Source organism: Shumkonia mesophila, from assembly GCF_026163695.1.
GTDB lineage: Bacteria > Pseudomonadota > Alphaproteobacteria > Rhodospirillales > Shumkoniaceae > Shumkonia > Shumkonia mesophila.
Genome location: NZ_JAOTID010000002.1, coordinates 432,993 through 459,791 on the forward strand (window position 1 = coordinate 432,993; position 26,799 = coordinate 459,791).

General features: G+C 65.0%; 9 protein-coding genes. All 9 read right to left on the reverse strand.

Annotated elements, in window-relative coordinates; genetic code table 11:
* Nucleotides 1-15: 15 nt before the first annotated feature.
* On the reverse strand, nucleotides 16-12,039 hold the full coding sequence (locus tag ODR01_RS05405) for a non-ribosomal peptide synthetase (RefSeq protein WP_316976585.1): 12,024 nt from the start codon (nucleotides 12,037-12,039) through the stop codon (nucleotides 16-18).
* Complete coding sequence (locus ODR01_RS05410; RefSeq protein ID WP_316976586.1) at nucleotides 12,036-18,260, reverse strand: non-ribosomal peptide synthetase/type I polyketide synthase; 6,225 nt, start codon at nucleotides 18,258-18,260, stop codon at nucleotides 12,036-12,038. The genes ODR01_RS05405 and ODR01_RS05410 overlap by 4 nt, the downstream gene beginning before the upstream one ends.
* 164 nt (nucleotides 18,261-18,424) lie before the next feature.
* The gene (locus ODR01_RS05415; RefSeq protein ID WP_316976587.1) at nucleotides 18,425-18,757 is read right to left on the reverse strand and encodes a hypothetical protein; all 333 of its coding nucleotides are present in this window, start codon (nucleotides 18,755-18,757) and stop codon (nucleotides 18,425-18,427) included.
* A 243-nt stretch (nucleotides 18,758-19,000) separates the two neighbouring features.
* Nucleotides 19,001-19,771: an SDR family oxidoreductase gene (locus ODR01_RS05420; RefSeq protein WP_316976588.1), complete on the reverse strand. Its 771-nt coding sequence runs from the start codon at nucleotides 19,769-19,771 to the stop codon at nucleotides 19,001-19,003.
* 15 nt (nucleotides 19,772-19,786) lie between these two features.
* Nucleotides 19,787-20,983, reverse strand: coding sequence for a mandelate racemase/muconate lactonizing enzyme family protein (locus tag ODR01_RS05425; RefSeq protein WP_316976589.1), 1,197 nt, complete (start codon nucleotides 20,981-20,983; stop codon nucleotides 19,787-19,789).
* A 46-nt stretch (nucleotides 20,984-21,029) separates the two neighbouring features.
* Nucleotides 21,030-22,892, reverse strand: a complete 1,863-nt coding sequence (locus ODR01_RS05430) for a TRAP transporter large permease (RefSeq protein ID WP_316976590.1) — start codon at nucleotides 22,890-22,892, stop codon at nucleotides 21,030-21,032.
* An 87-nt stretch (nucleotides 22,893-22,979) separates the two neighbouring features.
* Complete coding sequence (locus ODR01_RS05435) at nucleotides 22,980-23,972, reverse strand: TRAP transporter substrate-binding protein (RefSeq protein WP_316976591.1); 993 nt, start codon at nucleotides 23,970-23,972, stop codon at nucleotides 22,980-22,982.
* A 143-nt stretch (nucleotides 23,973-24,115) separates the two neighbouring features.
* Entirely contained in the window at nucleotides 24,116-24,868 is a 753-nt protein-coding gene (locus ODR01_RS05440) for a FadR/GntR family transcriptional regulator (protein WP_316976592.1), read from the reverse strand.
* Between the two features lie 318 nt (nucleotides 24,869-25,186).
* Nucleotides 25,187-26,755, reverse strand: coding sequence for a TrkH family potassium uptake protein (locus ODR01_RS05445; RefSeq protein ID WP_316976593.1), 1,569 nt, complete (start codon nucleotides 26,753-26,755; stop codon nucleotides 25,187-25,189).
* Nucleotides 26,756-26,799: the final 44 nt, after the last annotated feature.

Sequence of the window (26,799 nt, forward strand, 5' to 3'; positions counted from 1 at the left end):
GAAGAGCGCGTGAAGTCACTGCCCCGCCGGCAACGGTGGTTCGGCACCACGCTCGAAGCCCCTGATCCGGGCGGCTTCCTCGGCATCAAGGATCGGCAGATCGGCGATCGTCGTTTTCGGCGAAGCTGTTGCTAGCCCGGCGAGCAGCGCAGCGAAGCTCCGACCCAGGCGCTCGATGCGCGAGCGATCGAACAGATCGGCATAGTACTCCAGCGACACCAGAATCCGGTTGGGCAGGTCGCGCATGAAGATCGAAAGGTCGTTCTTGCAGGAGGCGCGGGGAAGGCTGTACATCGGAAAGCCGAGGTTTCCGACTTCCGCTTCCGCAAAATTCATATAGGAAAGCGACACTTCCGATAGCAGTGTGCGATCGGGGGCGGCGGGCGGCGCCAAGTCCTCCAGCAATTGTCCAAGACCATAGGCGCGGTGACGCATGGCCTCGGCATGGTTGGCGTGGACCCGCTCCAGCAAGCGGCCGAATGGCTCGTCACCGCGCACCTCGGCACGCAACGGCAGCAAGCCCACCATCATTCCGGCCATGTTGCGGAGTTGGGGGGCGTCGCGGTTGTCCGCCGGAATCGCGACGACCACATCCGAGGTCCCGGCGAGACGATGGAACAGCGCGATCCATGCTGCCAGCACCACCGAGAACGGTGTTGCCCCGTGGCCTTGGGCGAATGCACGCAGGACCTGGACTGTCCGGGGTTCCAGGACGAATGACACCGTGTCGCCGCGCCATGTGTTCACCGTGGGGCGTCGGTGATCGGCGGGCAGATCGAGCATCGGCAACGATCCCTGGAAGCGGGCCTGCCAGTAATCCCTGGCCGACTCCCGCGCTGCACGTCCCGCCCCCTCCCGGCTCCACCAGGTGTAGTCCTTGAGTTGGAGGGCGGGCGGCTCCTTGGTCTTGCCGGCATAGAGGGTGGCGAGATCGCCCGCCAGGAGCTCCAGGGTGAAGCCGTCGGCGAGCCCATGATGAATGTCGAGGAATAGGGCTCGCCGGCCACCTCCGACAACAAGGAGTTCCAGCCGGACGGGTGGCCTGTCGGCCAGATTGAATCGGGTGACCCGATTTCGACATGCCGCCACCGGATCTTCAGTCGCCGACAGGTCGACGACCGGCAGGTGCACCGGGGTTGGCGCCAGCACTTCCATCGTCCACTCGTCGTCATCGCGAACGAAGCGAGTGCGCAGAATTTCGTGGCGGGCGATCAGGGCAGTCAGCGCCGATTCCAGTCGGGCGACGTCGATGTCGGCGGGAAGCTCGAATAGGGTGGGCAGGTTGAAGGCGGTCCCCATCTCGGCGGCGGTTTCGGAATGCAGGACACTCAATTGCTCCCAGCCGACCGGATAGCCCGACCGTTGCGGGGCGGCCACAATTCCAGCTGCGACGGGGACGGCCTTGCCGCGCAGGGTCGCGGCGAGCCCGGCCACGCTACCGGCGGCGAACAGGTCGGACAGTGTCACTGCGTGCCCGAGGTTGCGGACGATGTGATCGATGATCTGCATGCCGGTGATGGAATCGCCGCCGAGCGCGTAGAAATCGTCGTCTGGCCTAACGACTTCGTAACCGAGCACCTTGCCCCAGATGCCGGCGAGTGCCAGTTCCAGGGTGTCGGTCGAACCCGTATCCGCCGGCCGCGTGGCCTCGGGCGAACGGTTTTCTTCGCGCGGCAGGGATGTCAGGAGTCGTGGGTCGATGACGACGATCTGCGGCACGTCTGTTGCCAGGGCTTGCCGCCATACGGCGATGGCCTGGGTGGGGGTAACGGTGGTGCCCGGCGCGGCCCCACTGTTGTGGCGGACGGCCATCCCGACGCCGGACAGCGCGCACCAGTCGATGGCGAGCGCGGGTCGCCCTTCCGCCAGTCGCCACGCCGCGAAGGCGTCGAGCCATGCATTGGCGGCGGCGTAAGCGGACTGCCCGGGGGCGCCTGCCAATCCGGTAAGCGAGCCGAACACGACGAACGATTCGACGGGGTCGCCGCGCGTCAGGATGTCGAGATTACGCGCCCCCTCGACCTTCGGGGCAAGAACGGCGGCCAACTCCGACGCCGAGCGGTTGACCAGGAAGCCACCATCGGCAACGCCGGCCGCGTGCACAACGGCTGTGATCGGCCCCATCGCCGCGCGCACCTCGTCCAGACATGCGGCCAGCGCGGCGCGGTCGGTGATGTCGCAGGCAAAGGCGCGGATGCGGATGCCGGAGCCTTCCAGGGCCGCCAGTTTCTCGCGCCGCCGCCGGGCTTCGTCGTCCTCGCCCGTCACCGTTCCGCTTCTGCCGAGAAGGGCAAGCGAAACGGTTCCGTCGGCCGCCATCTCTGTGGCCAGAGACAGGGCCAAGCCGCCAAGGCCGCCCGTGACGACGCAGCACCCGGTGGAGGGCCAGCGCGCGTCGCCAGATTCTGGCGCCGCACCGATGCTCCGTTCCAAACGCAGCGTTCCCCGCCGCATGGCGATCGGCAAGTCGTTGCCGGGCTGGTCGAAGGCGGCAAACTCGGCGGCTACCGCTTCGGTGGGCACCGCGGCGTCGACGTCGAGATAGCGAAGGGCCAGCAAAGGTTCTTCATGGCAGGCCGCAAGGGTCAGGCCGACCGCCAGGGCGGCATCGGGGCTGGCCGGTCCATCGCCACCGCGGACATAGGCGCCCTGCCCGACGACCAGGACACGCAACCGGCTTCTCGCGCCCGCCATCAATCCGCGCAGGATGTCAGCCGTCCAGCCGAAAGGATCGGATTCCGTGTCCGGGACCAGCACGACACCGTCGTCGTCCCCTGTCACCAGGGCGAGGATGTCGGCCGCCGAAGCCGCCCGGGCGGCCAACAGGCCACATGCTTTCAAGTCGGTGTCCAGTTGTTCCGCCAACGGTCCAGTACCGGCCAATACCAGTGGGCGTGCGGGGGCTGCCGCGGCAAGCGGCGTCGATATCCAGGTTGGGATCGACAATGAAGGTTGGCGCCCTATTCCGGCAGTTACGAACTGTAATCCCCGGAATGCCAGGCAAAGCCGCCCGTCGGCCGGATCGACCAGAAAGATATCGGCTTCCAACATATCGCCGCCATCGGTGCGGCGAACGGCATGAACCAGCACCTCCGTCGGGAGTGGGTTTCCGGTGATCGTCAGCGACGCGCAACCCACCGGCACCCGTCCACGCTCGTCGAGAATCAAGCTGGCCGCTACGTCCAACAGGGCTGGGTGCAGCGGGAAGCGGGTCAGGTCGTCGGCATAGGCAACCGGTACCCGAAGCAGGGCCATTTTCTCGGCCCCGCCGGGCGCCGACCATAGGTTGACGCGGCAATCCCAGCGTGCCGTCACCGTTACCGGGCCTTCTTCGGGGACGAACGGCGGCAAGGAAATGGCTTGAACACAACGTGCTCGCAGGTCCGTCAGGTTGCATCGAGGGAGCACCGTGTCCGACGGGTTCAGATCTGCCTCGGCAAAGACCGTCCACGGGTCGCCGTTTCCGCTGATCGAGCGGCCAGCCAATACGGCATGCCATCCGCTCGGCGCCGCTTTTCGCAACTCCAGACTCACGCTGCCGGGAATTAGCTCGTCCGGGCAAAGTGGCCTTAGCCAGCGCAGGTCGCGCACGTCGACGGCGCCAACAAGGCCTATGGCGTGGGCCGCCCCGGCTAGCATACCGGGCAACGCCATCCCCACCAGGATCGGTCGGCCATTCAAGCGATGTTCGGCGGCCGGCCAGAAATCCGAGGCGTGGACGTCACAGGCGATGGCGAAGCCGTCACGGATCGCCACCGCCGGGCCGAGCAAGCCGACAGGTGCCTTCCGAGGCGCCAGTTCGACAAAATCGGGACAGCAGCGGATGCGGCTGAAGGGGGTGGCTGGCAGATGAATCCGCCGGGCGGGTGGTGCCGATTCCGGCCAAGCCAGATCGGCCCCGGCGAGGTAAGCCTGGGCGGCGGTCCACGCCTCTTTTTCGCCGGCGGCCAGGGCCGGAGAGGGCGCCATCGGCCCACCGTGGCGCGAAGCCACTTCGCCGACGGCCCCGCGACCCGTCGTCACGAAATCGGCCAGCATGGCGATGAGGCCGGGGACGCTCTGGGCACAGATGGCAAGCCGATGGCGAAGGTGTTGCCGCCCCTCGGCTAGTGTGTGGGCGACATCGGCGAGCGCGAATGGTGGAGCACGGTCGAGTGCTTGCCTCAGGGCATCCGCATAGCGCTGGACGGCTTCGTTGTCGGCGGCGGAAAGACCGACGACAAACCAGCCGTTTTGGGCGTCGAAAGATGGCGAGGCCGCCGACGGTGCTTCAAGAATGACGTGGCAATTGATGCCGCTGAGACCGAACGAACTGACGCCGGCGCGACGCGGCCCGCCGCGGTCGCCAAGCGGCATCGCGGTCTTCGCCACCACCACCGGTGCGTGAGCGAAGTCGATTTTCGGGTTGGGGGCCTCGAAGAAGGGCTGTGGCGGAGCAATGTCGTACTGAAGGCAGAGGACCGCTTTGGCGAGGCCGAGCGCCCCGGCGGCTCCGTCGAGGTGGCCATAGTTGCCCTTCACCGAGCCAAGCCGTGCGAAACCGGTTTCGACGGTATCCGGAGCGAAGGCGCGTGTCAGGCCATCGACCTCGATCGGGTCGCCGAGCGCGGTTCCGGTTCCGTGTGCCTCGACATACGAAAGCGAGTCGAGACTGATACTCGCCGCGGCCGCGGCGGCGCGTATGGCTTCGGCCTGGGCGACGGGATTGGGCGCGGCGAAGCCGCTGGACGCGCCGTCCTGGTTCACGGCACTACCGACAATGACGGCGTGAATAGCGTCGCCGTCGGCCAGCGCTCGTTCCAAGGGTTTGAGCAGGAAAGCAATAGCCCCCTCGCCCATGCCGGTGCCATCGGCGCCTTCGGCGAAGGCCCGCGTACGGGCGGTGGAGGAGTCGATGGTGAGGCGGGTGGCGTCGCCGGGTGGGATCGGCAACGCCTTGGCGGCGCCAACCACGGCCGCCTCGCATTCGCCATTTGCCAGGGCGCGGCAGGCAAGATGAATGGCCACAAGCGCCGACGAGCAGGCTGTATCCACAGTCGCGGCGGGGCCACGCCAGTCCTTGAGGAAAGAGAGCCGTGTGGCAATGTTGGACGGGACGTTCTGCGCGAAAACCTGTTCGACGCGGTCCGGGAACAGCCGTCCCATTGCCTCGCGGTATATCGAAGAGGGATTGCCGCCAACGAACACGCCAACCCGTCGGCGATCCAACGCCGCGCCGCCGTAACCCGCGTTTTCCAGCGCTGCCGCCGCCGTTTCCAGGAACAACCGCTGTTCGGGATCGATCAGTGCGGCATCCATCGGCGCCATGCGGAAACGCCTGGGATCAAAGCCGAAGATATCGTCGAGATAGGCTGCCTCGCGGAAGGGATTGGATGTTGGGTGTCCGAGAAGGGATAGCAGGGCGTCGGCATCGTCCCTGCGGTTTTCGGGCAAAGGTCGAACCCGGTCGACGCCGTTTTCAAGGTCGTGCCAGAACGAGCCGAGGTCCTCGAATCCTGCCAGCCGGACGGCCATGCCGACGATTGCCACACGGCCGCCCTTCACGGGCTCCTCTACGGTTGATCGCACCGGCATCGATCCGGTGGCTTCGGCGACGCGACGGGCCTGCGCGGTTACGGTGGCATGGGCGAACAAGTCGGCGATCGTAAATACGCCGGGCCACAGCCGTTCCAACCGCTCATGCAGGCGGATGACCAGAAGCGAGTTGCCGCCGGCGTCGAAAAACCCGTCGTCGGGACCGAACGCTGCAGCCGGCAAAAGCTCCCGCCAGATTTCCATCAAGCGGCTTTCGAGCGGATTTGTGGCAACGGGGCCGGCGCGGTTATCCAAGGGCTGGCCGGCGAGCGCCTTGCGATCAAGCTTGCCACTGTCGGTGAGCGGGAGGGACTCGAGCCGGAAGAAGCGGGCTGGCAGCATGTATTCGGGCAGGCGGTCGCGCAGATGGCCGCGCAGGGCGGCGGATTTCAGGCCGTCATCGCCCAGGATATAGGCGTGGAGTTCGGTGAAGCCGCTGGTCTGCGCCGGCACTACCACGGCCCGCTCGACCGCCGCGTGGCTTTCCAGGGCCTGCTCGACCTCGCCGCATTCGATGCGGAAGCCACGCACCTTCACCTGATGGTCGATGCGCCCCAGATACTCGACCGTTCCATCCCGCCGCCAGCGGCCGAGATCGCCGGTGCGATACAGCCGCCCGCCCGACACGAAGCGGTCGGCGATGAAATGCTCGGCCGTGAGGTCCGGCCGGTTGACGTAGCCGCGTGCGACTTGAGGGCCGCCGATATGGATCTCTCCCGCCACACCGATCGGCACCGGCTGGCCTTGGCCGTCGAGAATGTAGATCCGCGTGTTAGCGATCGGTCGGCCGATTGGGACCACGTCTCCGCCATCCCAGGGCGAGCACGGTTGCCAGGTGACGTCGACGGTTGCTTCCGTGGGGCCGTAAAGATTGTGAAGCTGGACGCCGAAGGGCGCGTGCAACAGGCGATTGAACCGCTCGATGACGCGGACATCGAGCGCCTCGCCGCTGGCGAAGACATAGCGTAGACCGCGCAACCGTGACAGATCTACCTGTCCGGCCTCCAGGAAGGTCAGGAACACGTCGAGCATGGACGGCACGAAATGCATGACCGTGACGCCGAATCGGTCCACCGCATCGACCAGGGCGAGCGGATTTTTCTCCGCGCCCGGCGGTGGCAGCGCAACCGCGGCACCCGTCCACGACCACCAAAACAGTTCCCACACCGACACGTCGAAGGTGATGGGTGTTTTCTGGAGGATGACGTCGCCGGGGCCAATCGGGAAGGCCTGCTGCATCCACAGGATCCGATTCAGCACGGCATGATGCTCGATACCGACCCCCTTGGGCCGGCCGGTGGAGCCTGAGGTGAAAATTACATAGGCAAGGGCATCGGGATCGTCGGCGGCACTGATAACTTTTCCCCGTCGCGGCGTCTCGCTGTCGAGGTCGACCACCCGCCGGCCGGGGAAGAGGTCGCGATGCTCGGGAGCGGCCAGAACGATCGGATCGCCCAGGTCGTCCAGCATGTCGGCGCGTCGCTTGCCGGGAAGATCGGGGTCAAGCGGTGCATAGGCCGCGCCCGCCATCAGGATACCGTGAATGCCGGCCAACATGTCGGCGGAGCGCCGGGCGCACAGTGCAACAATGACGCCCGGCTTGGTCCCTGCCTTCCGCAGGCGCGCGGCGACCGTGGCGGCGCGTCGTGCGAATACGGTGTAGCTCAAGGTTTCCGTGTCCGTTAGCACGGCTTTTGCCCTGCCGGCGTGCGCGACCTGATCGAGGAAAGGTTCGGGGATCGTCCTCCGCGTGGCCAGGATCGTCGCCGTGGCGTTAAATCCATCGACCACCAGGGCACGTTCTTCGGGTTCCATGACGGCTAGGTCGCCGACCGCACCGGCCGGATTGGAGAGCGCATCGGCGGCCAGCCGGTGAAAGCGGGCCCAGAGGGCTTCGATGCTTTCAGGATCAAACAGGTCGGTATCGTATTCGACCAGGGTGCGGATTCGGCCCTTATCGCGATGGAAATGGAAGGCCAAGTCGAATTTGGCATAGGGGAACGGTGGCTCGACGAAACGTGCCTTTACGCCTGGCAGGGCCAGCGGCTCGGGCGCCGCGTCCTGCCAGGTCACCAGAACGTCGAACAAGGGGTTGCGGCTGGTGTCGCGCTCGCCCCCGACGACATCGACCAGGGCCTCGAACGGGCAATCCTGATTGGCCAAGGCTTCCAGGCAATTGGCGCGGGCAGTCTTAAGAAGGTCGGTGAACGAGGCTCGCGGATCGACGTGCTGACGCAGAACCAGCGTATTCACGAAGAAGCCCACAAGATCGGCCAACTCCGTGCGTTCCCGGCCGGCCGCCAAGGTGCCGAGAGTAATCTCGGTCTGTCCCGAGAGGCGATGAAACAGCGCTTGGACGAGCGCCAGCAGAACCATGAAGGGCGTAGCCTCTCCGGCTTGGGCAACCGCCTCTAGATGTTCGTTTGTATTTGTATCCAGGACGAAAGAGGCGAAGGCGCCCCGGAAACGCTTTGCTGACGGACGCCGGCGGTCGGTGGGTAGGGCGAGCGGTTCGGGGAGCGGATCGAGCTTGGCGCGCCAATGCTCCACCACGGTGCGGCCGTCGGTGCCGGCAAGGAAAGCGCGTTGCCATTCCGCGAAATCCTCATACCCGCGGGAAAGTTTGGGCAAGGAGGGGCCCGCAATCCCAATTTCGCGGGCATAAAGGGCCGCCAAGTCGCGCAGCAGGATCGGCATCGACCATCCGTCACATATCGAATGGTGCAGCACGATCACTAGGCGCCAACGGCTTGTCCCAAGGCCGATCAGCCGCATCCGCACCGGGGCTTCATCTTCCAGGCGGAAGGGGCGGCTCGTCTCGTCGGCCATCAGCGTATCGGCATCGGCGATGGGATCGACGGCATCCGAAACGTCGGTCATTTCCAGCTTCAGTTCGCCGGGTTCGGCCAAGCGCTGGCGCGCCCCCCCGGGATCGCCGGGGGCGGGAATCAGGCGAAGACGCAGGGCGTGTTGGCGCTCTTCCAGGGCGGTTAGGGCCCGTTCGAGTGCCGCCACGTCCAACGTTCCCTTCAGATCGAAAGCTCCCGCCACGTTGTAGGCGGCGCTCTCGGGGTGCAGGCGCTGCAGGATCCACAGTCTCTCTTGGCCGCTGGACAAGGCGAAGTCCGGTCCCGCCGCCTTTGGCAAGACGGCGATACGTTCACCGCTTTCTTCGATCAAACGGGCAATGCCGGCAACCGTGCGGGCAATGATAAGATCGCGGATGACCGGCCGGACGCCAGTTTCCTTTTCGATCAGCCCGGACAGGCGCATGGCGAGCAGACTGTGACCGCCGAGCCGGAAGAAATCGGCCTCCGCATCGATCCGGACATCTTCGAACAAGGCCGCGAATAGACGGGCGACGAGACGTTCGGCGTCGGTTTCCGGCGCTCGGCCTCCGGTTTCACGCAGCGCTCCCGTCACCATGGTTGCCAACGCCCGCCGGTCCTTCTTGCCGTTTGCCGAAACGGGGATGGCGGGGACCACGACGAAGCGGGCCGGCACCATGAAATCGGGCAGGAGGTGGTTCAGCGCCGCACGCCATTCCTCCTCGACCGTCGCGTCGCCGGCGATACAGGCGATAAGGGCCCTCGCTTCACCTTCACCTAAGGCCAGCACGGCCGCGTCGCGTACGCCGGGCAGCCTGCAAAGCGCCGCTTCCACCGCCTCTATTTCGACGCGATGGCCGCGTATCTTCACCTGGGTGTCGCGGCGGCCGGCGAACTCGAGAACGCCATCGTCCCGCCAGCGGGCGATGTCGCCGGTGCGATAGATCCGCTCTTCTTCCCGCCACGGCAGCGTGGCGAAAGCCTGTCCGGTCAGGTCGTCGCGACCGGCATAGCCGAGCGCGAGCCCATCGCCGGCGGCGCACAGTTCACCCCACACGCCGATAGGTGCCGGCTCCCCTGCCCCGTCGAGCACGTAGACGCGGGTGTTGGCGATCGGTCGCCCGATCGGCAGGGAAAGGGCGTCGGCCTCGTCTCGCGCGATCACATGGGTCGTGGTGAACGTCGTGTTTTCGGTCGGGCCGTACCCGTTGACGAGGCGCAAATCGGGACAGGCATCCATGACACGGCGCACATGCGGCGGGCTGAGTGTTTCGCCGCCGGTCATCAACTGGCGCAATGGGAGGAAGGCATCCGGGCGCTCCTCGGCCACTCGGTTGAACAGACTTGCCGTCAGCCACATTGCCGAGACGTCATGCTCCGCCAGGCTGTGAGCGAGCTTCGCCGGATCGAAGAGAGCCTCATCGTCGAGGAAAATCAGCCCTGCCCCGCTCAGCAACGGCGCCCAGATCTCCAGCGTTGCCGCGTCGAAGCCCATCGGTGCCGCCTGCGCCATGACGTCCTTTGGGCCAAGGGTCAGGAAATCGGCGTTGACCACGAGGCGGACAACGGCCCGATGCGGGACCACCACGCCCTTGGGGTCGCCGGTCGAGCCGGAGGTGAACATGATATAGGCGGCATCCGCCCCGGTTCGCGATTCTATGGGCGTCGCCGCGGTCTCGCTGGCGAGTGAGTCCACGTCGAGAAGGTGCACGTCCAAATCGGCCAAACGATCCTGGCCGTTGGCGTCGACGACGATGCGTCGAGTTCCGGTCGTTGCGAGAAGCTGTGCAAGAAGCCGGGGCGGCAATCCCGGATCGAGCGGCAGGTAGACCGCCCCCGCCTTGAGGACGCCAAGCGTTGCGACTATTGCCGCCGGGCCACGATCGAGGGCCAAGCCGACGACATTGCCGGCGGCGACCCCCCGGGCGGCAAGTCCGGCGGCCACGGCATCCGAGCGCTGGTCGAGTTCCGCATAGGTCACGGCAATGCCGTCCGCCAGCAGGGCCGCGCGATCGGCGTACCGCGCCGTAACAGCCCGGAAAAGGGCCGCCAGCGAGGCGTCGCGTGGATAGGGGCGATGGGTGCCATTGAAGATGTCGGCGACCTGTGCGAACTCCTTATCCGACAGCAGGTGTAGGCGGCCAACCACCACGTCCGACTGGCTGGCGGCGTGGCAGATCAGCCGCTCCAGATGCTCGGCCATGCGTTCGACCCGCGCCGGCAGAAACCGTCGGGCATCGTGCTCGATGACAAGAACCATCCGGTCGTTGTCAAACCGAGAGAGCGTGAATACGAGAGGAAACTTGAGGGCCGCCGGCATCGTCTGCGGTTCGATGAACGTGAAGAGGGCATCGTCGCCGTTTTCCAGAACGGCGACGGCGTCGAACGCCTCGGAGGCATTTCGGCCGGCCGCGAAGCCGCGCCGGCGCAAGTGATCGATCGGCAAATCCTGGTGCGCCATCACCGCCAGCATTTCCCGCGATATCGTTGTCGTCAGCTCGCCGAACGTATCCTGGTGTTTAACTTTAGAACTAACCGGTAACACGTTAACAAAACAGCCAATTTGATCCTGGGCGTCGTGGTCGATGCGGCCAGAGAATGGAGCGCCAATCGTGACCGTTCCGCCAGCCGTCTTGTAACGGGCGAGCAACGCGGCAACGGCGGCTACCCACACCACGGTCGGTGTCGCCCGGCCGGCTACCGAGAGTCGGGTCAGGGCGGCAGTGGTTTCGCGGCCGAGCGGCCGGACCAGACGGTAGCCGTCGCCGGGCGCCATCACCGATTCCGGGGCGTCGGTGGGTAGCGGTTCTCGCTCCGGACGATCAATTCTTTGCCGCCAGAATTCGCGGAGCATGGTTCCGCGGGGGCCTTCAAGGGATTCGCGGCGCCTTGTTGCCAAGGTTGCAAGGCTCGCCGGTAACGGCGGCAGATCCGGTTCCCGGCCCGCCGTGATGGCTGCCAGTACCGCCATCAGGTCGCGCTGCAGAATCACCAGTGATTGTCCGTCCATGACCAAGTGGTCGATGGCCATGAAAAGAGCGGCCCCGCTCGCCGCCAGGCGGCAGAAGTGGAAGCGGGCGAGCGGCCCACTCGTCAGATCGAACGGCCGAGCGAACTCTTGCCAGCCTAGGGTCCGGATTGCGGCCTCGGGATCCGTAGCGGCCGAGAAGTCGTGGACCGTGAATTCCGGACCTGCTTCGGCCAGCGGTTTCTGGAGCAACTGCCCGTCGCGTTCGAAAAAGACGCTGCGCAAGGAAACGTGGCGGGACGCGACAATAGCCACGGCCCGTCCGACCGCAGCGCTGTCGATTCCGGTTTCCAACCGCAAGATGGCCATGACGGTATAGGAATTGTCGGCCGGGCGGTCGCGTCGGGCGAGCCATATCGTCTCTTGCGACGGGAAGGCTGGGAAGGACTCTTCCTCCGCCAGGGGCTCCGACGATGGAGATAGATGGGCGAGCAGCCGTGGCTTCGCCCGGCGCACGCGATCCTTGAGGGCATCGGAAAACCTCCCGGCTGGGGCCTCGAAGCCCAGATTGCCGTTCTCCACCCACAAGCGGATACCGAGTGCCCGCAACTCCGCCAGCAGGGTCTCGACTTCCTGGCCCGAGGGCATCCTGGTTTCGGCGGCGGTCAAAGGATTCCGGTCTCCATGCGATTGTTCGGCGATGGGGACTGCAGGTCGTCCCGCGCGTGCACCAGGCCGGCCGGGCTCCGCCCCGCGAGAATGGCGGCCACCGGTATGGTCCATCCCAACCGCTCTTGCAGGCGCGATACGATACGCAGCGCGATCATGGAATCACCGCCCAGCGCGAAGAAATCCGCATCGTGGCCGATCTCGGGGGCGCCAAAGACTTCGCGCCAGACCGCCACAACCGCATCCGTCGCTGCCGTCCGATTGCCGGATTCTGGGCTGGCCACCCGGACTGGCGTTGCCGGCGCCGAGGCATCGCCAGCCACGGATTGCGGATCGACCCAGGCGCGGACTCTCTGGAACGGATAGCCGGGCAGCGGCACCCGACACCGCGGCCGTCCGCCCGCCATGGCATGCCAGTCCGGCTCGACGCCACGCACCCACAACCGGGCGATGGCCTCCAGCAGAGCCGGGCGTCCTCCGCCGATTGTCGGTTGGGTGGCCACCGTGTCGGCTTCCGCCGTACCATTCGCACGAGCCAGTCGCGACAGGGTTGAGCCCGGTCCAACCTCGATCACAATGCGCCCCGGTTCGGCCCCCAGTGCGGCAACGTTGTCGGCGAACCGGACGGTGCCGCGCAAATGGCGTACCCAATACATCGGATCGGTTGCCTCCGTTACCGTAATCCAGCCGCCGGTCAGGTTGGAAAGAAAGGGAATCGCCGGTTCGGCCAGCGCGACGTTGGCGACGGTTTGGCCAAAGGAATCGAGGATCGGGTCCATGAGGGCGCAATGGAAGGCATGGGAAACATTGAGCCGTCGGGCCGGACGCTCTTGCGCTTCGGCCAGCCGCAGGAGGGCCGCGATCGCGGCCTCGCTCCCGGCGGCCACACATTGGCGAGGGCCGTTTACCGCGGCGAGCGACAATACCGTTCCGTCGCCCGCACCGAGTTCCTCGATCAAGGCGCGAGCTTCGGCTTCGGGAACGGAAAGGGCAAGCATGGCCCCTGCGGGCGCCGAGGCCATCAGTCGACCCCGTTCCGCCACGAGCGAAAGCGCGCTATCGAAGGGCATCACGCCGGACAGGCAGGCCGCCACGTATTCGCCGACGCTATGGCCGGCCAAGGCGTCGGGCATGATGCCCCAAGCCTGGAGGACCCGGGCGATCCCGTATTCGGTCACGAATAGCGCAGGCTGTGTCAAGGCGGTGCCGGCCAATCGCTTGGCGGCGACCTCGTCGCCGGGATCACCGAGCAGAAGGTGGCAAACGTCGGCTGCCGGCGTATCCGCCAGCAGCGTTGCGGCTTCGTCGACGATGGCGCGAAAAACCGGTTCCTGGTCGTAAAGGGCCCGACCCATGCCCGGGGATTGGACTCCCTGCCCGGGGAACAGGAAGGCAAGGGAACCTGCGCTGTCCAGGCTTTCTCCGTCGATGCGGGCCGCGCCCAGCAGGTTTCGGGCGGCCTCCTTCCGGTCGTGGGCGATTACCGCGCGTCGCCGCCGCAGGCGCCGCCGGCCAGTCTGGAGACTGTATGCCACGTCTTCAAGCGCCGGGGCATCATCGGTGTCAAGACGCTTGGCCATGGCTTCGGATAGCTGATCCAGGGCGTTGCCGTCGGCCGCCGACAGAACCAGAACGTCGGCCTGAGCCGGGTCCCCGCTCCTTTCCATCGACGAGGTTTGGATGGGGGCCTGCTCGACGATCACATGGGCGTTCGTCCCACCGATACCGAAGCTGCTTACGCCGGCCCGCCGGGGGCCGTCATGCGCTGGCCAGGGCTCGCTACAACTGTTGACGCGAAATGGGCCGGCGGCGAAGGGAATTTGGGGATTGGGGCGGACGAAATGACAAGTCGGGGGCACCGTCCCTTTGCGCACCGCCATCGCCGCTTTGATCAAACCGGCAATACCGGCCGCCGAGTCCAGATGGCCGACGTTGCCCTTGATCGACCCTAGCAAAATGGACCCCGGTGTGCCCGGACCATAAGCCAGGTTGAGGGCTGCCACCTCGATGGGATCGCCGAGCGCGGTACCGGTGCCGTGACCTTCGATAAAGCCGATGGAGCCCGGATCAACGGCGGCATCGGCCAATGCTGCTGCAAGAGCCGCGGCTTGGCCGTCCACCGTCGGTGCGGTAAAGGACGCCTTGGCGCCGCCGTCGTTGCTGAGTCCGATGCCCCGGATAACGGCGTGAATGGTGTCGCCGTCCGACTGGGCATCCCGCAGGCGCTTCAGCACGACGACGGCACCGCCGCTGCCGCCGACCGTACCGTCAGCCTCGGCATCGAACGGCCGGCAGCGCCCGCTGCGCGAGCCGATGCCCCCGTCGCTAAACAAATAGCCGCCCGCCGAGGTCAGGCCCAGGGAAGCCCCGCCGGCCAGAGCGGCCCGGCACTGTCCGGCGCGTAGCGCCTGAACTGCCTGCGCCACCGCCACCAGCCCGGTCGAACACGCGGTTGCCACCGCCATTACCGGTCCGGTCAGGCCGAGCTTGTAGGCAAGGCGGGTGGCGGCGTGGTCCTTGTCATTGCCGAGCACCACCGCATAACGCTCGGCTCCTCCATCCCGCAGCTGTTGGTCCAGATTGTCGAAGATATAGCTTGGAAAGCCGACGCCGACAAAAGCCCCGACCGGCCTTTGCCGGCTTGGTTCGCAGGCTGCGTTTTCCAGGGCGTGCAGGGCCACTTCCAGCAGCAGCCGCTGCTGGGGGTCGATGGCGGCCGCCTCGCCTGAGGTGTAACCGAATGCCACCGGATCGAACGCGTCAATTCCGGCCAGCCGTCCATGGGCCCGCACGAACGACGGGTCGGCGAGCAATCCCTCGTCTTGGCCTGCCGCCCGTAGTGCGGCGCCATCCACGGCGCCGATGCTCTCCACCCCGTCACACAGGTTGCGCCAGAAGGTCTCCGGATCATCGGCGCCGGGAACCCGCAACGCCATGCCGACGATCGCGATGCTGGCCGCCTGCTCGTCGTCCACATCCTCTCCCGCCTTTACTCGCGCGGGTGACGGGACGATGTCCGGCTGGGCATCATCCGATCCTGCAAGATGGGCGGCCAACATCGCGATTGTCGGATAGCGGAAGATCTCGACGGCCGATACCTCTCGCCCGGCCAGCGCGGAAAGGCGCAGTTGGGCTCTGGGCACCAGGAGGGAGTGAACGCCAGCCTCGAACAGGTTGGCTTCCAACGCTGGTGCTTCGCCGTCCAACAATTCGGCCCAGACGGCGGCGATTGCCCGTTGCAGGGCAAGGCGTCGGCCGGATGCCGCGGCCAATCCGGTCCTGGCCGGCATCGCCGGGCCGGCCCGTTTCGTGGGTTGTTCCCGGACAAGGGCCTGCCGATCCACCTTGCCCGACGGCAACGACGGCAGAGTCCGGTGAAAGATATACCCAAGAGGAACCGCCGCGGCCGGCAGTTCGAGGGCCAACGCCCGGCGCAACGCATCGGGCGTGGCGCGGCCGACGACATGAGCCGTCAGCCGCCCGCCGTCCAAGGTCGGTTCGAAGATCGCCACGGCGTTTTCGACACCCGGCTGACGCAGGAGGGCAGCCTCCACGTCACCCAGTTCCAGGCGCTGGCCGCGGACCTTCACCTGTTCGTCGACCCGGCCCCGGTAAAGGACGCTTCCGTCGCTGTGCCATGCCGCCCGGTCGCCCGAACGGTAGAGGCGCGTTCCGGGCGGGCCGAATGGATCGTCGATGAACTTCGCCGCCGTTTCCTCGGGCATGCCCAGGTATCCCCGCGCCAGTCCGACGCCGCCGATACAGAGCTCACCGACGTGGCCGACCGGCACCCGGTTCAGACGGTCATCGAGGATGCGGATCGTAGATCCAGGCAACGGCCGGCCGATGGAGATTTCTTCGCCGAGGGCCGCGGGATCGAGCCGCCATCCGGTTGCATCGACAGTCGCCTCGGTGGGCCCGTACATGTTCCACACCTTGTCGATTCTGAGCGCCATGACGGTACGCTGGACAAGGTCGGGCGTCAGCCGCTCGCCGCCCAAGACCAGCCGGCGAACGCCGCGAAGGCCGGCCGCGGGAGCTCCCGGCAGCAGGCTGTCGAGCATCGATGGCACGAGATTGAGATGGGTCGTCCCCTGTTCCGACACGGCTCTCCAAAAGCCGGCGAGGTCCACCATCAGGGTGCGATCCGGTATCCACAGCCGGCCGCCCGTACACAACGGTAGGAGCACCTGTTGCAGCCAGGGATCGAAACCGACGGATGCGGCGGCGCAGACGCATTCGTTTCCCTCGTCGCCGAAGCCGAAAACATCGGCGATGCTGGCCATCTTGGCGGCCAGCGCGCCGTGGGTCAGGCCCACCGGCTTGGGTCGCCCGGTCGATCCCGACGTATGGAAGATGCAAGCCAGTTGGTCGGGGGTGATCGATGGCGTGGCGGATGCCCCGGCGGCGTTGCCAACAGCCTGCGATGCGAGGTCATCGATGGCGATCACCTGCTGATCGGCCGACAGGGTGGGCAATCGGTTGCAGGCGCCCGCGTCGGTCAACACCAACCGGCAGCCGACGCCTTGGATCATGGTTTGCAGGCGTCCGGGTGGCTGAAGCGGATCGAGCTGCAGGGACGCACCGCCCGCCATCAGGATGCCGATGAAAGCGGCGACCAACTCCGGCGATGGCGTCAGGCACAGTCCGACCGGTTCCTCCGGCTCGGTCCCTTCGGCGGCAAGCCGCGCCGCAACCTGGGCCGCCATCCTGGCGATCTCGTCGTAGGTTGCCTTGCGACCGCCAGCGGTCACCGCCGGCGCATTCGGGGTGCGCGCCGCCTGGGCCAGGAAACGGGTATGCACGCAATCACTCTTTACGGTGTCGGCGAGGGACGGGCCGTTTTCCCAGCCGGCGATCAGCGCGGCCTCCGTCTCTCCCATCATCGGCAACTCGGCGAGGGGGCACTGGCAATTCGCGGCCACCGCCTTCAGGAGGGCGTCGAACCGCCCGGCCAGCCGTTCGATCCCTGCCGTGTCGTGGACGGCGGAATTGAACATCCAAACCAGCCGGGTTCCGTCCCGGGATTGACGGTGTTCATAATCGTAGAAACGCAGGCTCACGTCGTCGACGGGGCCGGCGACCAAGCTCTCGACGACCGTCTTCATGCCATCGAATAGCGGCGTGTTCGGGAAATTGATCGCGTTGAACGTCGCCCCTCGCAGGCCGCCAGCGGGCCAGGGCATGAGCCCCGCCACCCGCATGTGCGGAACGGCTAGCCGCATGTGGCGAAAATCGCCCCGCTGTTGACGCGCCACCCGCCGGGCCAATGCGGCGAAGGGCTCCGTTGCCTCAAGGGGGAGGCCGAATGGCACCACGGTGGTGAACAGGCCGACGGTAGCCCGTTCGGTCCGCCCCAGGCGATTGAGCAGGGGCACGCCGCAGGCCGGTGTGGCAGTCCCGGCACAGCGTCCCAGCAACAAAAGGTACGCAGCCAGCATGATGGCGGGAAGCGAGACACCGTTGGCCGCCGCCATTTGCCGGAGGGCCGCGACAAGATCCGGTGCCAAGGGAACATCGAGTGCCTGCGTACGACCGCGGCGATGGCCGGAGACGGCGGAAAAGCCTGTCGGCGTCCCTCCGTCATCGAGACGCTTCCGCCAATAGTCGACATCCGCCTCATGCTCGGTCGACCCCGGGTAGGTGGCGTCGGCGGCAATGAAATCGCCGTACGTGCCCAGATCGGCCGCTGGCGGCTCCACGCCGCGTAGCCGGGCATTGTAGATTTGGGCGATCCGGTCGACCTGGACCTTGGTCCCTAAGCCGTCGATCACCAGATGGTGATAAACCCGCACCCACCAATGGCGGTCGGGCGCCAGACGGATAAGCCGCTCGCGGGACGTACGGCCGGCTTCTAGATCCAGCGGACGACGGCACATGGCGTCGATCTCTTCAAGGGCCATGGTTTTCCGCGTGGCCGCGTCGCCGTCTCCGCCCGACATGTCCAATAGTGCGAAATCGATCCGTGCGGGGCCCGGAATTTGCCCGGGCACGCCGTCCCGCACCACTATCCGCATGCGAAGGGCATCGGCTTCGGCATGGCTCTGTGCCAAGGCTCGGGTCAAGGCTTCGACGTGCAGCGGGCCATCGAAGCGAACGACCTCGCACAGATTGTAATCGGCCATGGAACGCCCGGCGATGATGTCGAGCCAGATTCCGATCTGAGGAGCGCTCAAAGGCAGGAAATCATGCTTGCTTTGCGTTTTCGCATTCCCGCCCATGTTCCATTTCCAACCCTCATTAGCCCCAAAAGACAGGCATAACAGCCATCCTGCGAGCGTGTCGCATTGCCGCCCCCATGCAGCAGACGATTAAATTATACCGAAGCGCCAGCCTTGTCATGGAGGTTGGAGTTGAGGTGGCTCCGTCCGTTCGGACAAGATCATCACCTTGCGCACTTGCCGGGGAGCAGACGCAGCCCTTGTGCCAAAAAATCCCGTTCCACCGTCAGTTCGCCGATCTTGGCGTGCAACTCCTTGATCTGAGCGGCATCCTCCTCCGGATCGGCCTGGCCACGCTGGAAAATGTCCGATGCGGCTTCCAGCACCGCCTTCTTCCATTGATGGATCATCGTTGGATGGGCGCCGAACCGGCTTGCCAGTTCGGCAACCTCGGCTTGCCCTTGGCCGCCCCCAATGCCTTTCTCGCCTTGAACTCGGGATTGTACCGCCTGAGCTTCTTGATCGCTGATCCCCTCTCGTCGAAGGCCAGCAGACAACAGAACCCTAGCCTACGTCACTGTCCGATTCCCGGGGAGTAGCTCAGTCTGACGCGTCAGACTTTTTGTGTGACTAACTCATTGATTTTATTATGGTGATTTAGTTCCAGATGTACTACTCGTCGTAACAAGCTACTGTTTGAAACAAAGCAAATCTTCGATGCGCATCAGGCCCGGAGGGATGTCCCTCCGGGCCTTGGCTTACTCTGAGGTATTGGCCGATCTTTTCCCCGGCCCCTCTCCTTACAGGACCGAGATCATCCCGCCGTCGACATAGATGATCTGGCCGTTGACGTAGTCAGAGGCCGACGAGGCGAGAAACACGGCCGTGCCGATGAGGTCCTCGGGAAGTCCCCAACGCCGAGCCGGGGTGCGCCCCTTCACCCATCCATCGAACTTCGGATCGTCGGCCAGCGGTTGGGTCATTTCGGTCAGCATGTACCCCGGGCCGATCGCGTTGACCTGAATGCCATGCTCGGCCCATTCGGCGGTCATCGCCTTGGTCAGCATCTTGATGCCGCCTTTCGCCGTGGTGTAGGGCGCCGTGGTGGCACGGGCGAGTTCGCTGGTCAGCGAACCGATATTGATGATCTTGCCCCCGGCTCCGCGTTTGATCATGCGTTTGGCGGCCTCGCGGCCGACCAGGAAGGCGGCGGTGAGGTTGGTGTCGATGACCCGCTGCCAGTCGGCGGCCGACAACTCGATAATCGGCTGGCGGTGCTGGATGCCGGCGTTGTTGATCAGGATGTCGATGGCAATGCCGCTGGCGTCCATCTTTTCGAAGGCGGAGACGACACTCTCTTCCTTGCTGACGTCGAAGCGGATTCCCTCGGCTTCAAAGCCACCGGCCCGCAAGGTTTCAACGGCATGGGTCAACGCCTCCTCGTTCAGGTCGTTGAGCACCACCTTGGCGCCGGCGTCGGCGAGGCCGCGCGCGTACCCGTTGCCCAGTCCGCGCGCCGAACCGGTGACCAGGGCCGTCTTGCCGGTCAGGTCGAAAAGTCTGCTGGTCATTGACATGGATATTCCTCACAGTTCGGTGCGACGGACGATCAGATCCTGGCGTTCGAAGAAAGCGGGTTGCAGGTCGGTCCCGAGACCCGGTCCCTCCATGGGTAGGGCGTAGCCATCCTTGATGGTCGGCAATTCGGTGACGAGTTTCTTGTACCAGCCGGTATAGAAGGCGCGGACCGTCTCCTGGATGAGGGTGTTGGGTTGGCTCAGCGAGGCGTGAACCGCCGCCACCAGCCCAACTGGCCCAGTGCAGTCGTGTGGCGCGAAGGGCTTGTGGTGGACATCAGCCAAGGAGGCGATCTTGCGGGCCTCGGTCAAGCCGCCGGTCCAGCAGATGTCGACCATGACAATGTCCATGGCATCGTGGTTCAACATTTCCTTGTACGGGAAGGCGGAACCCAGGGTCTCGCTGGCGCAGACGCGGAACGGCGTCGCGCGGGCGTACTCGGCAAGCGCCTGCGGCGAGTTCATGCGGATCGGGTCTTCCAGCCAGTACGGCTCGAAGGGCGCCAGCGCGCGGGCGATCTGTTTGGCGGTCGGCAGGTCCCACAGGCAGTGGAGCTCGACCATGATATCCATCTTGTCGCCGACGGCCTTGCGGATCTGCTCGAACGGCCAGAGAGCCTTCTTCAAGTCCGCCGCCGAAATATAGCGGCCTCCGCTTTCCTGGGCGGCGGGATCGAACGGCCAGATCTTCATGCCCGTGATGCCCTGGGCGAGAAGGCTTTCCGCGAGTTCCGCGGGCCGTTCCAGGAATGCCTTAAGGTCTTCGTAAGGGCCCACTCCGCCGAAGTTCCAGGTGTCGACGGGCCGGATATTGGGCGAACTCACGTACTGGTATCCGGCGCAGGTGTTGTAGATGCGGACTTTGTCGCGGCATAGACCGCCCAGCAGCTGATGGACCGGCTGGTTGCATACCTTGCCGAACAGGTCCCAAAGAGCGATGTCGATGGCCGAGGCCGCGCGGTACTCGACGCCGGTCGAGGACTGGGCCATGGGCAGGTTGACCATGTCGCGGTTCAGCGCCTCGATGCGCAGCGGGTCCTTGCCGAGCAGGCGGCCGGCCAACGTGGCATGGATGTGGGCAGCGACGGCTTCGGCGCCGTAGAAGGTTTCGCCAAGCCCGATGATTCCTTGGTCTGTATGCACACGGACCCACAGGACGTTGGAGAATTCCTCCGTCCGCAGGGTTTCGAGGGCGGTGATTTTCATCGATCTTACGCCTTTCGCTTCCAGAAACCGCACTGGCGGCGCACCGTCAGTTCATGAGGGACCACAGCCCCGTGCTGATCCATTGGTTATAGATGACCAAGACCACGCCGATCATGCTCGCCAATAGGAATGGCAACGCCTCGATGAAGACCTTTCCCGGTTGAATCCGGGCGATGGAGGCTGAAATGTAGATCAGGATTCCGACCGGCGGGGTGATGTTGCCCATGACGGCGCCCAGAATGACGACGATGCCAAACAGGGTGGGATCGACCGCGAAAGCCTTGGCCAGGGGAAGAAACAGCGGAACGGCGATCAGAATGGTCACCGACACGTCCAGGAACGTGCCCAGCACCATGATGCAGGCGACGACGACCAGCAGAAATACCGATGGTCCGATGTCGAGAGTGCTGGCCCATGCGACGATCTGCTGCGGCACCTGGTCGGCGATCATCACCCAGGCGAAAGGCGACGCGACGGCGATCAGCAGCCCGATCAGGCCGGTATCGATGGCGCTTTCCACCAGCGTGGCGTACAGGTCTCGCCAACCAAAGGCGCGATAAAACCCGGCGCCCACGACGATTGCCCACAACATGCCGAGCACGCCGGCCTCGGTTGCCGTGACGATACCGAAGCGGATGCCGCCAATGATCCAGATGATCAGCAGCAGCGCCGGAAACGCCCGGACGAAAGCGGCCAGCCGTTGTTTCCACGTCGATTTCGGAGCCGCCGGTTCGTAGTTGCGTCGCCAGGAGACAATGTGGGTCGCAATGATCATCAGTACGGCGATCAGGATGCCCGGCCCCACCCCGCCGACGAACAGGCGGGCGATGGAGGCGTCGGCCACCGAGGCGAATACCAGCATGGTAATGGCCGGCGGCACGATATTGGGAAGAATGGCCGAGCCGGCCGTTACCGCGCACGAAAACGCGGGAGAGTAGCCACGCTTGATCATTTCGGGAACCATGATCTTGGTCGTGCTGGCGGCGTCGGCACCGGACGATCCGGAAATTCCCCCCATGAGCAGGCTGTTGACAATGTTGACCTTGGCCAGGCCGCCTCGGTAGTGGCTGACCAGCGTCGCCGCGAAATCCATCATCCGGCTGGACAGTCCCCCGATATTCATCAGATAGCCGGCGGTAAGAAAAAAGGGAATGGCCAGAAGGATGAACTTGCCGCCCCCCGCCACCATGGTCTGTACGACGGCGGGCGGTGGCAGCAAATCGGCGCTGGATGTCGCGGTAAAGGCGGAAAGGAGCATGGCGAAGGCGATCGGCACGCCAAGCAAGACGCCTCCCACGAAAATGATCGCCATCAGAAGGCTTGGCTGAATGCCCAATTGCGGCATCTCCTCGCCACGGCCCAGCAGCAACCATATCGCCAACCCGGCAACAACGCCGCAGACCCGGATCAGGAAGTCGCGTCGATTGGCGACATCCTTGCCCAGGATGAAGAGGAAACTGACGGCGCAGACAATCGGCAGCGGTGCCACCCGGACGGCGTTCGGCAGTTCGAGGGTGACACTCACGCCCCCGATCAGCCGTGAGACATCCCATCCGGCCGACGCCAGCAGGAGAGTCGTCAGGCTGACAAAGGCGACGATGAAAGTATCCTGGATGGTTCGCCCGATGGGCGGCAGTACGGGAGCAATGAGGTTGATGGCGATATGGCGCCCGCCGCTATGACCGTTGATGATCGCCATGCAGATCAGCCAGAAGAGCGCCCAGACGGCAAGCTCCTCGGTCCAGCTGAATGCCGCATTGAAGACATAGCGAGAGGTGACGCCGGCCAGGACAGCAGCCGTGATCACCACCAGAAGTCCGAAAGAGAGGAACCGGCACAGCCGTTCGGTGAGGACAACGAACTTGTTTGCGGCGATCACGATACCGGCGGTGTTGGCGTCGGGTTTCATGGTGCCTCTCTTTCGCAAGGGGCTCCCGCCTTTCGCGGCGATCGCGAAAGGCGGGAGGGCTCTTTCATCGGCTGGGCGGACAGGACCTTACATGGCGCCGATGGCTTTGATCATTTCGACGCCGCCGGGAATCTTCTTGCCGTACTCATCCCAGATCGGGGCCATCTTGGCCTGCCAGGGGCCCTTGTCATCGATGGAGATCAGCGTTGCCCCCATCTCCTTCGTTTTGGCCAGCGAAGCCGCGTCCTGCTCGGCCAGCAGCTTGTGGATCTCCGGCACGATCTCGCGGGCGGTTTCGGCGACGATTTTTTGGTCAGCCGCCGGCAACTTCTTGAACCACCGTTCGCCAGCCACCCAGGCCGCGACGGCATAGACATGGCTGAGGTTCGTGTAGTAGGGCGCGACCTCGAAGAACTTGAAGGTCAGATAGTTGGTCGGCGTGTTGTCGAAGAAGTCGACCACCCTGGTCTGCAGCGAGGTGTAGATCTCGGGCGCTGGAATCGGCACCGGATTTGTACCCATTGCCTTCCACAAGGCGATGTGCAGCGGGCTTTGGATGACCCGCATCTTCTTTCCGGCCACGTCTTCGACCTTGCGGATCGGGAAGGTGCTCATCGGTTGACGGGCGCCGTTGATGGTGAAGGCCAGCAGACGGAAGCCCTGGGCCTCGAACTTCGGAGCCAATTGGTCGGCCAGCCATGCCGTGGCCTTGGCTGCGTGGGCATCGTCGCGCAACAGGAACGGAAGGTCGAGGATCTGCACTTCGGGAACCCAGGACGCCAGCACGGACGTCGTGATCGAACCCATTTCGATGGAGCCGAGCCGCATGCCGTCGGCCGTTTCCATTTCACCGCCCAGCTGGCTGCTGGGGAAGACGGCGATGTCGACGCCGCCCTTCGTGCGTTCCTTGACCAGCTTGCCGAACTTCTCGAAGGAAACAACTTTGGGATGCCCCGGCTGGACGTCGGTCGAGAACTTTCCCTTGTTGACGTCCGCGGCATGTGCGGACATGGCAAAGCCGCCTGCCGCCACGATCATCAAGGTCCGTTTGGCCAAGCAGGCCAATAATACCTTTTTCATCTCCATTCCTCCTTCTTGTCTTTAATAGAGGTCTAAACGCTTGCTGTAATCCCACGATCCACGCTCAGGATTTCACCCGGCGATCGCACACCCGGAATTTCCGCTCAGGCGGCGCAGGACAGGAGTCTGCGGGATCAATCGAGTCATTGCCGGGTGGCGGAAAACATCTCTCGAAAAGCGGGCCATTCCTTTTCGATATCCTCGGCACCCCGGCCGATGACCTTGTGCATAGCCAGGACGGCGCCGTGGGAATTCCCTTCCGCAATGGCCCGTAACACGGCCTTGTGGACGGGCAACGATTTCTTCGTCTTCTCCAATGATCGGATGAACCGCCGGAAGCTGGATCCCAGCATGTTCTCGATCACCGGCCGAAGGGTACTGACGACCAGATCGTTGCCCGAGGCCTCGATGACGGAAAGATGGAACCGGATGTCTGCGACGACGTGTTCGTCGATGGTGGTTGCCGCTTCCATGTCCGAATAGGCCTCGGTCATGACGGCAACCTCGGCTTCTGACGCCCGCTCGGCTGCCAGCCCGGCAGCCATCGGCTCGATCATGTTGCGCAGTTCCACCAGGTCTTGAACAAGCTTGATGTCCGGCTCGGATTCCATGCGCCATTTCAGAAGAACCGAATCGGACAACTCCCATTGCGCAGGACTGCAAACGCGGGTACCGATCCGCGGCCGCACCTGTACAAGGCCCTTGGTGGCGATGACGCGGATGGCTTCGCGGATGACGGTGCGGCTGACATCGAACTGCTGGCAAAGCGCATCTTCGTTGGGAAGAACCGTTCCCGGCTCGATCTCCCGGCGAATGATCCGAAGGCTGAGGGTCCGTGCGACCTGCTCGTGGAGGGGGGATCGCCTTACCGGATTCGCCAAACGCGCGACTGCCATCTGAAGCTCCTCGCCTTTTGCCGTTCAAACGGCTCCCAGCCTGGTATCACTGGGGAAGGCTTTGTTTATTCATAATATGAATGTTTCATATTATGGTTTTTCGCCGTTGTCAATGTAAGGAATCGGCCCTCTCCTTCCTGCCGTCCGTGCCGACCAACATGGAACACGGCAAGACCCCCTAGGCTGCCCAACGGACGTTGATGGCGGGGCGGCGCACAGGGCGCCGCCCCGTTTCTTTTCGGTCAGGCGGATCAGTTCGATCGCTGAGCGTCAGCGGCGTGGCGGCCGCGAGGGGCCTCCAAAGCGCGCGTTCCCCGGTCAGCCGCGCCAGAAACGCGGGGTGAGGACCACCAGAACGGTGAAGAACTCGAGCCGCCCCAGCAGCATCCCCACGGCCAGGGCCCACTTGGCGGAATCCGGAAGGCTCGCGAAGTTCCCGGCGGGGCCGATGATCTCACCAAGGCCGGGGCCGACATTGGCCACCGCCGTCGCCGCCCCGCTGAAGCCGGTCATGAAATCGAGCCCCAGGGCGACCAGGATCAACCCCAGGGCCGTGACCGTGGCGATGAAGGTGGCGGTGAAGATCATCACCGAACGGATGACGCCGTCGTCGAGCAGGCGCCCTTCGTACAGGGTCACCGACACTGCGTGCGGCGTGACCAGGGTCCGGAAGTGTCCGCCGATGATCCGACCGATGACCTGGAAGCGGAAGATCTTGATGCCGCCACCGGTCGAGCCGGTACAGCCGCCTACGAAGATCAGCACGAAGAATAATCCTACGGCCAATGGCCCCCACTGTCCGTAATCGGCGTTGGCATAGCCGGTGGTGGTGACGACGGAAACGACGTTGAAGGCGGCGAAACGCAGCGCGTCGGCAAGGGGGATGTCGTTGCGCACCCACAGCCACAGGGCCATCGTCGCGATGACCACGGCCAGGAAGCCCAGGATCGCCCTGACTTGGCTGTTGCCGATCAGGGCCCTGAAACCGCCGGCCAGGGCATGGGCGAGAGGCACGACGGGCAGGCCGCCCGCCAGCATGAAGACGACGGCCGTCCAGTGCACGACCGGGCTTGGGAAATGGGCCAGCGATTGGTCCGACGTCGAGTAGCCGCCGGTCGACAGCGTCGTCATGGCGTGGATGGCAGCCTCGAAAACCGTCATGCCGCCGACCCAGTAGAGCGTCGCACAAAGCACTGACAGGCCGCCATAGACATAGAGCATCGCCGCGGCGATCTGGTCGACGCGGCCGAACAGTTTTTCCGAGCGGTCGGAGGACTCGGTGCGAAACAACTGCATGCCGCCGACGCGAAGGAACGGCAGCACCGCCACGCCCATCACGATGATACCGAGGCCGCCGATCCATTGCAGCAAACCCCGCCACAGCAGAATGCCGGGGGGCATGGTATCGAGGCCGGCCAGCACCGTCGATCCGGTCGTCGTCAAGCCCGACACGGTTTCGAAATAGGCGTCGGCCAGGGACAACTCGAGGTGGCCGAACATGAACGGAATGGCCGCCAGGAAGGACAGGCCAAACCACGCGAGAGCGGTCAGCAGGAAGGTCTGGCGGATATTGAGGACGATGCTTTCCTGGCGGTTGGTCAGCACCAGGGCCATGCCGACGAAGATGCAGAGCGCCGCCGACCACAGGAAGGCGTGGAGATCTTTTCCGTCGGCCGCGATCTCGACAACCGCCGGGACCACCATCAGCAAACCCAGGATCACCGCCAGGGCGCCGAAAATGAACAGAACCGCGCACTCGAAAGGCTGGGGACAGGGTGCGGCCAGTTCCGGCCGCTGACGGACGGCCGGCGCGCCGGCCGTCGAGGCGGGGCCGTCCACGAGCCGGTTGACGCTCCGTATTCTGAAAGAGGAGTCCTGCAGGCTCATCCAACGTCCTCGTATGGCGACCGGAGCGCTCCCTCCGCCGGCGA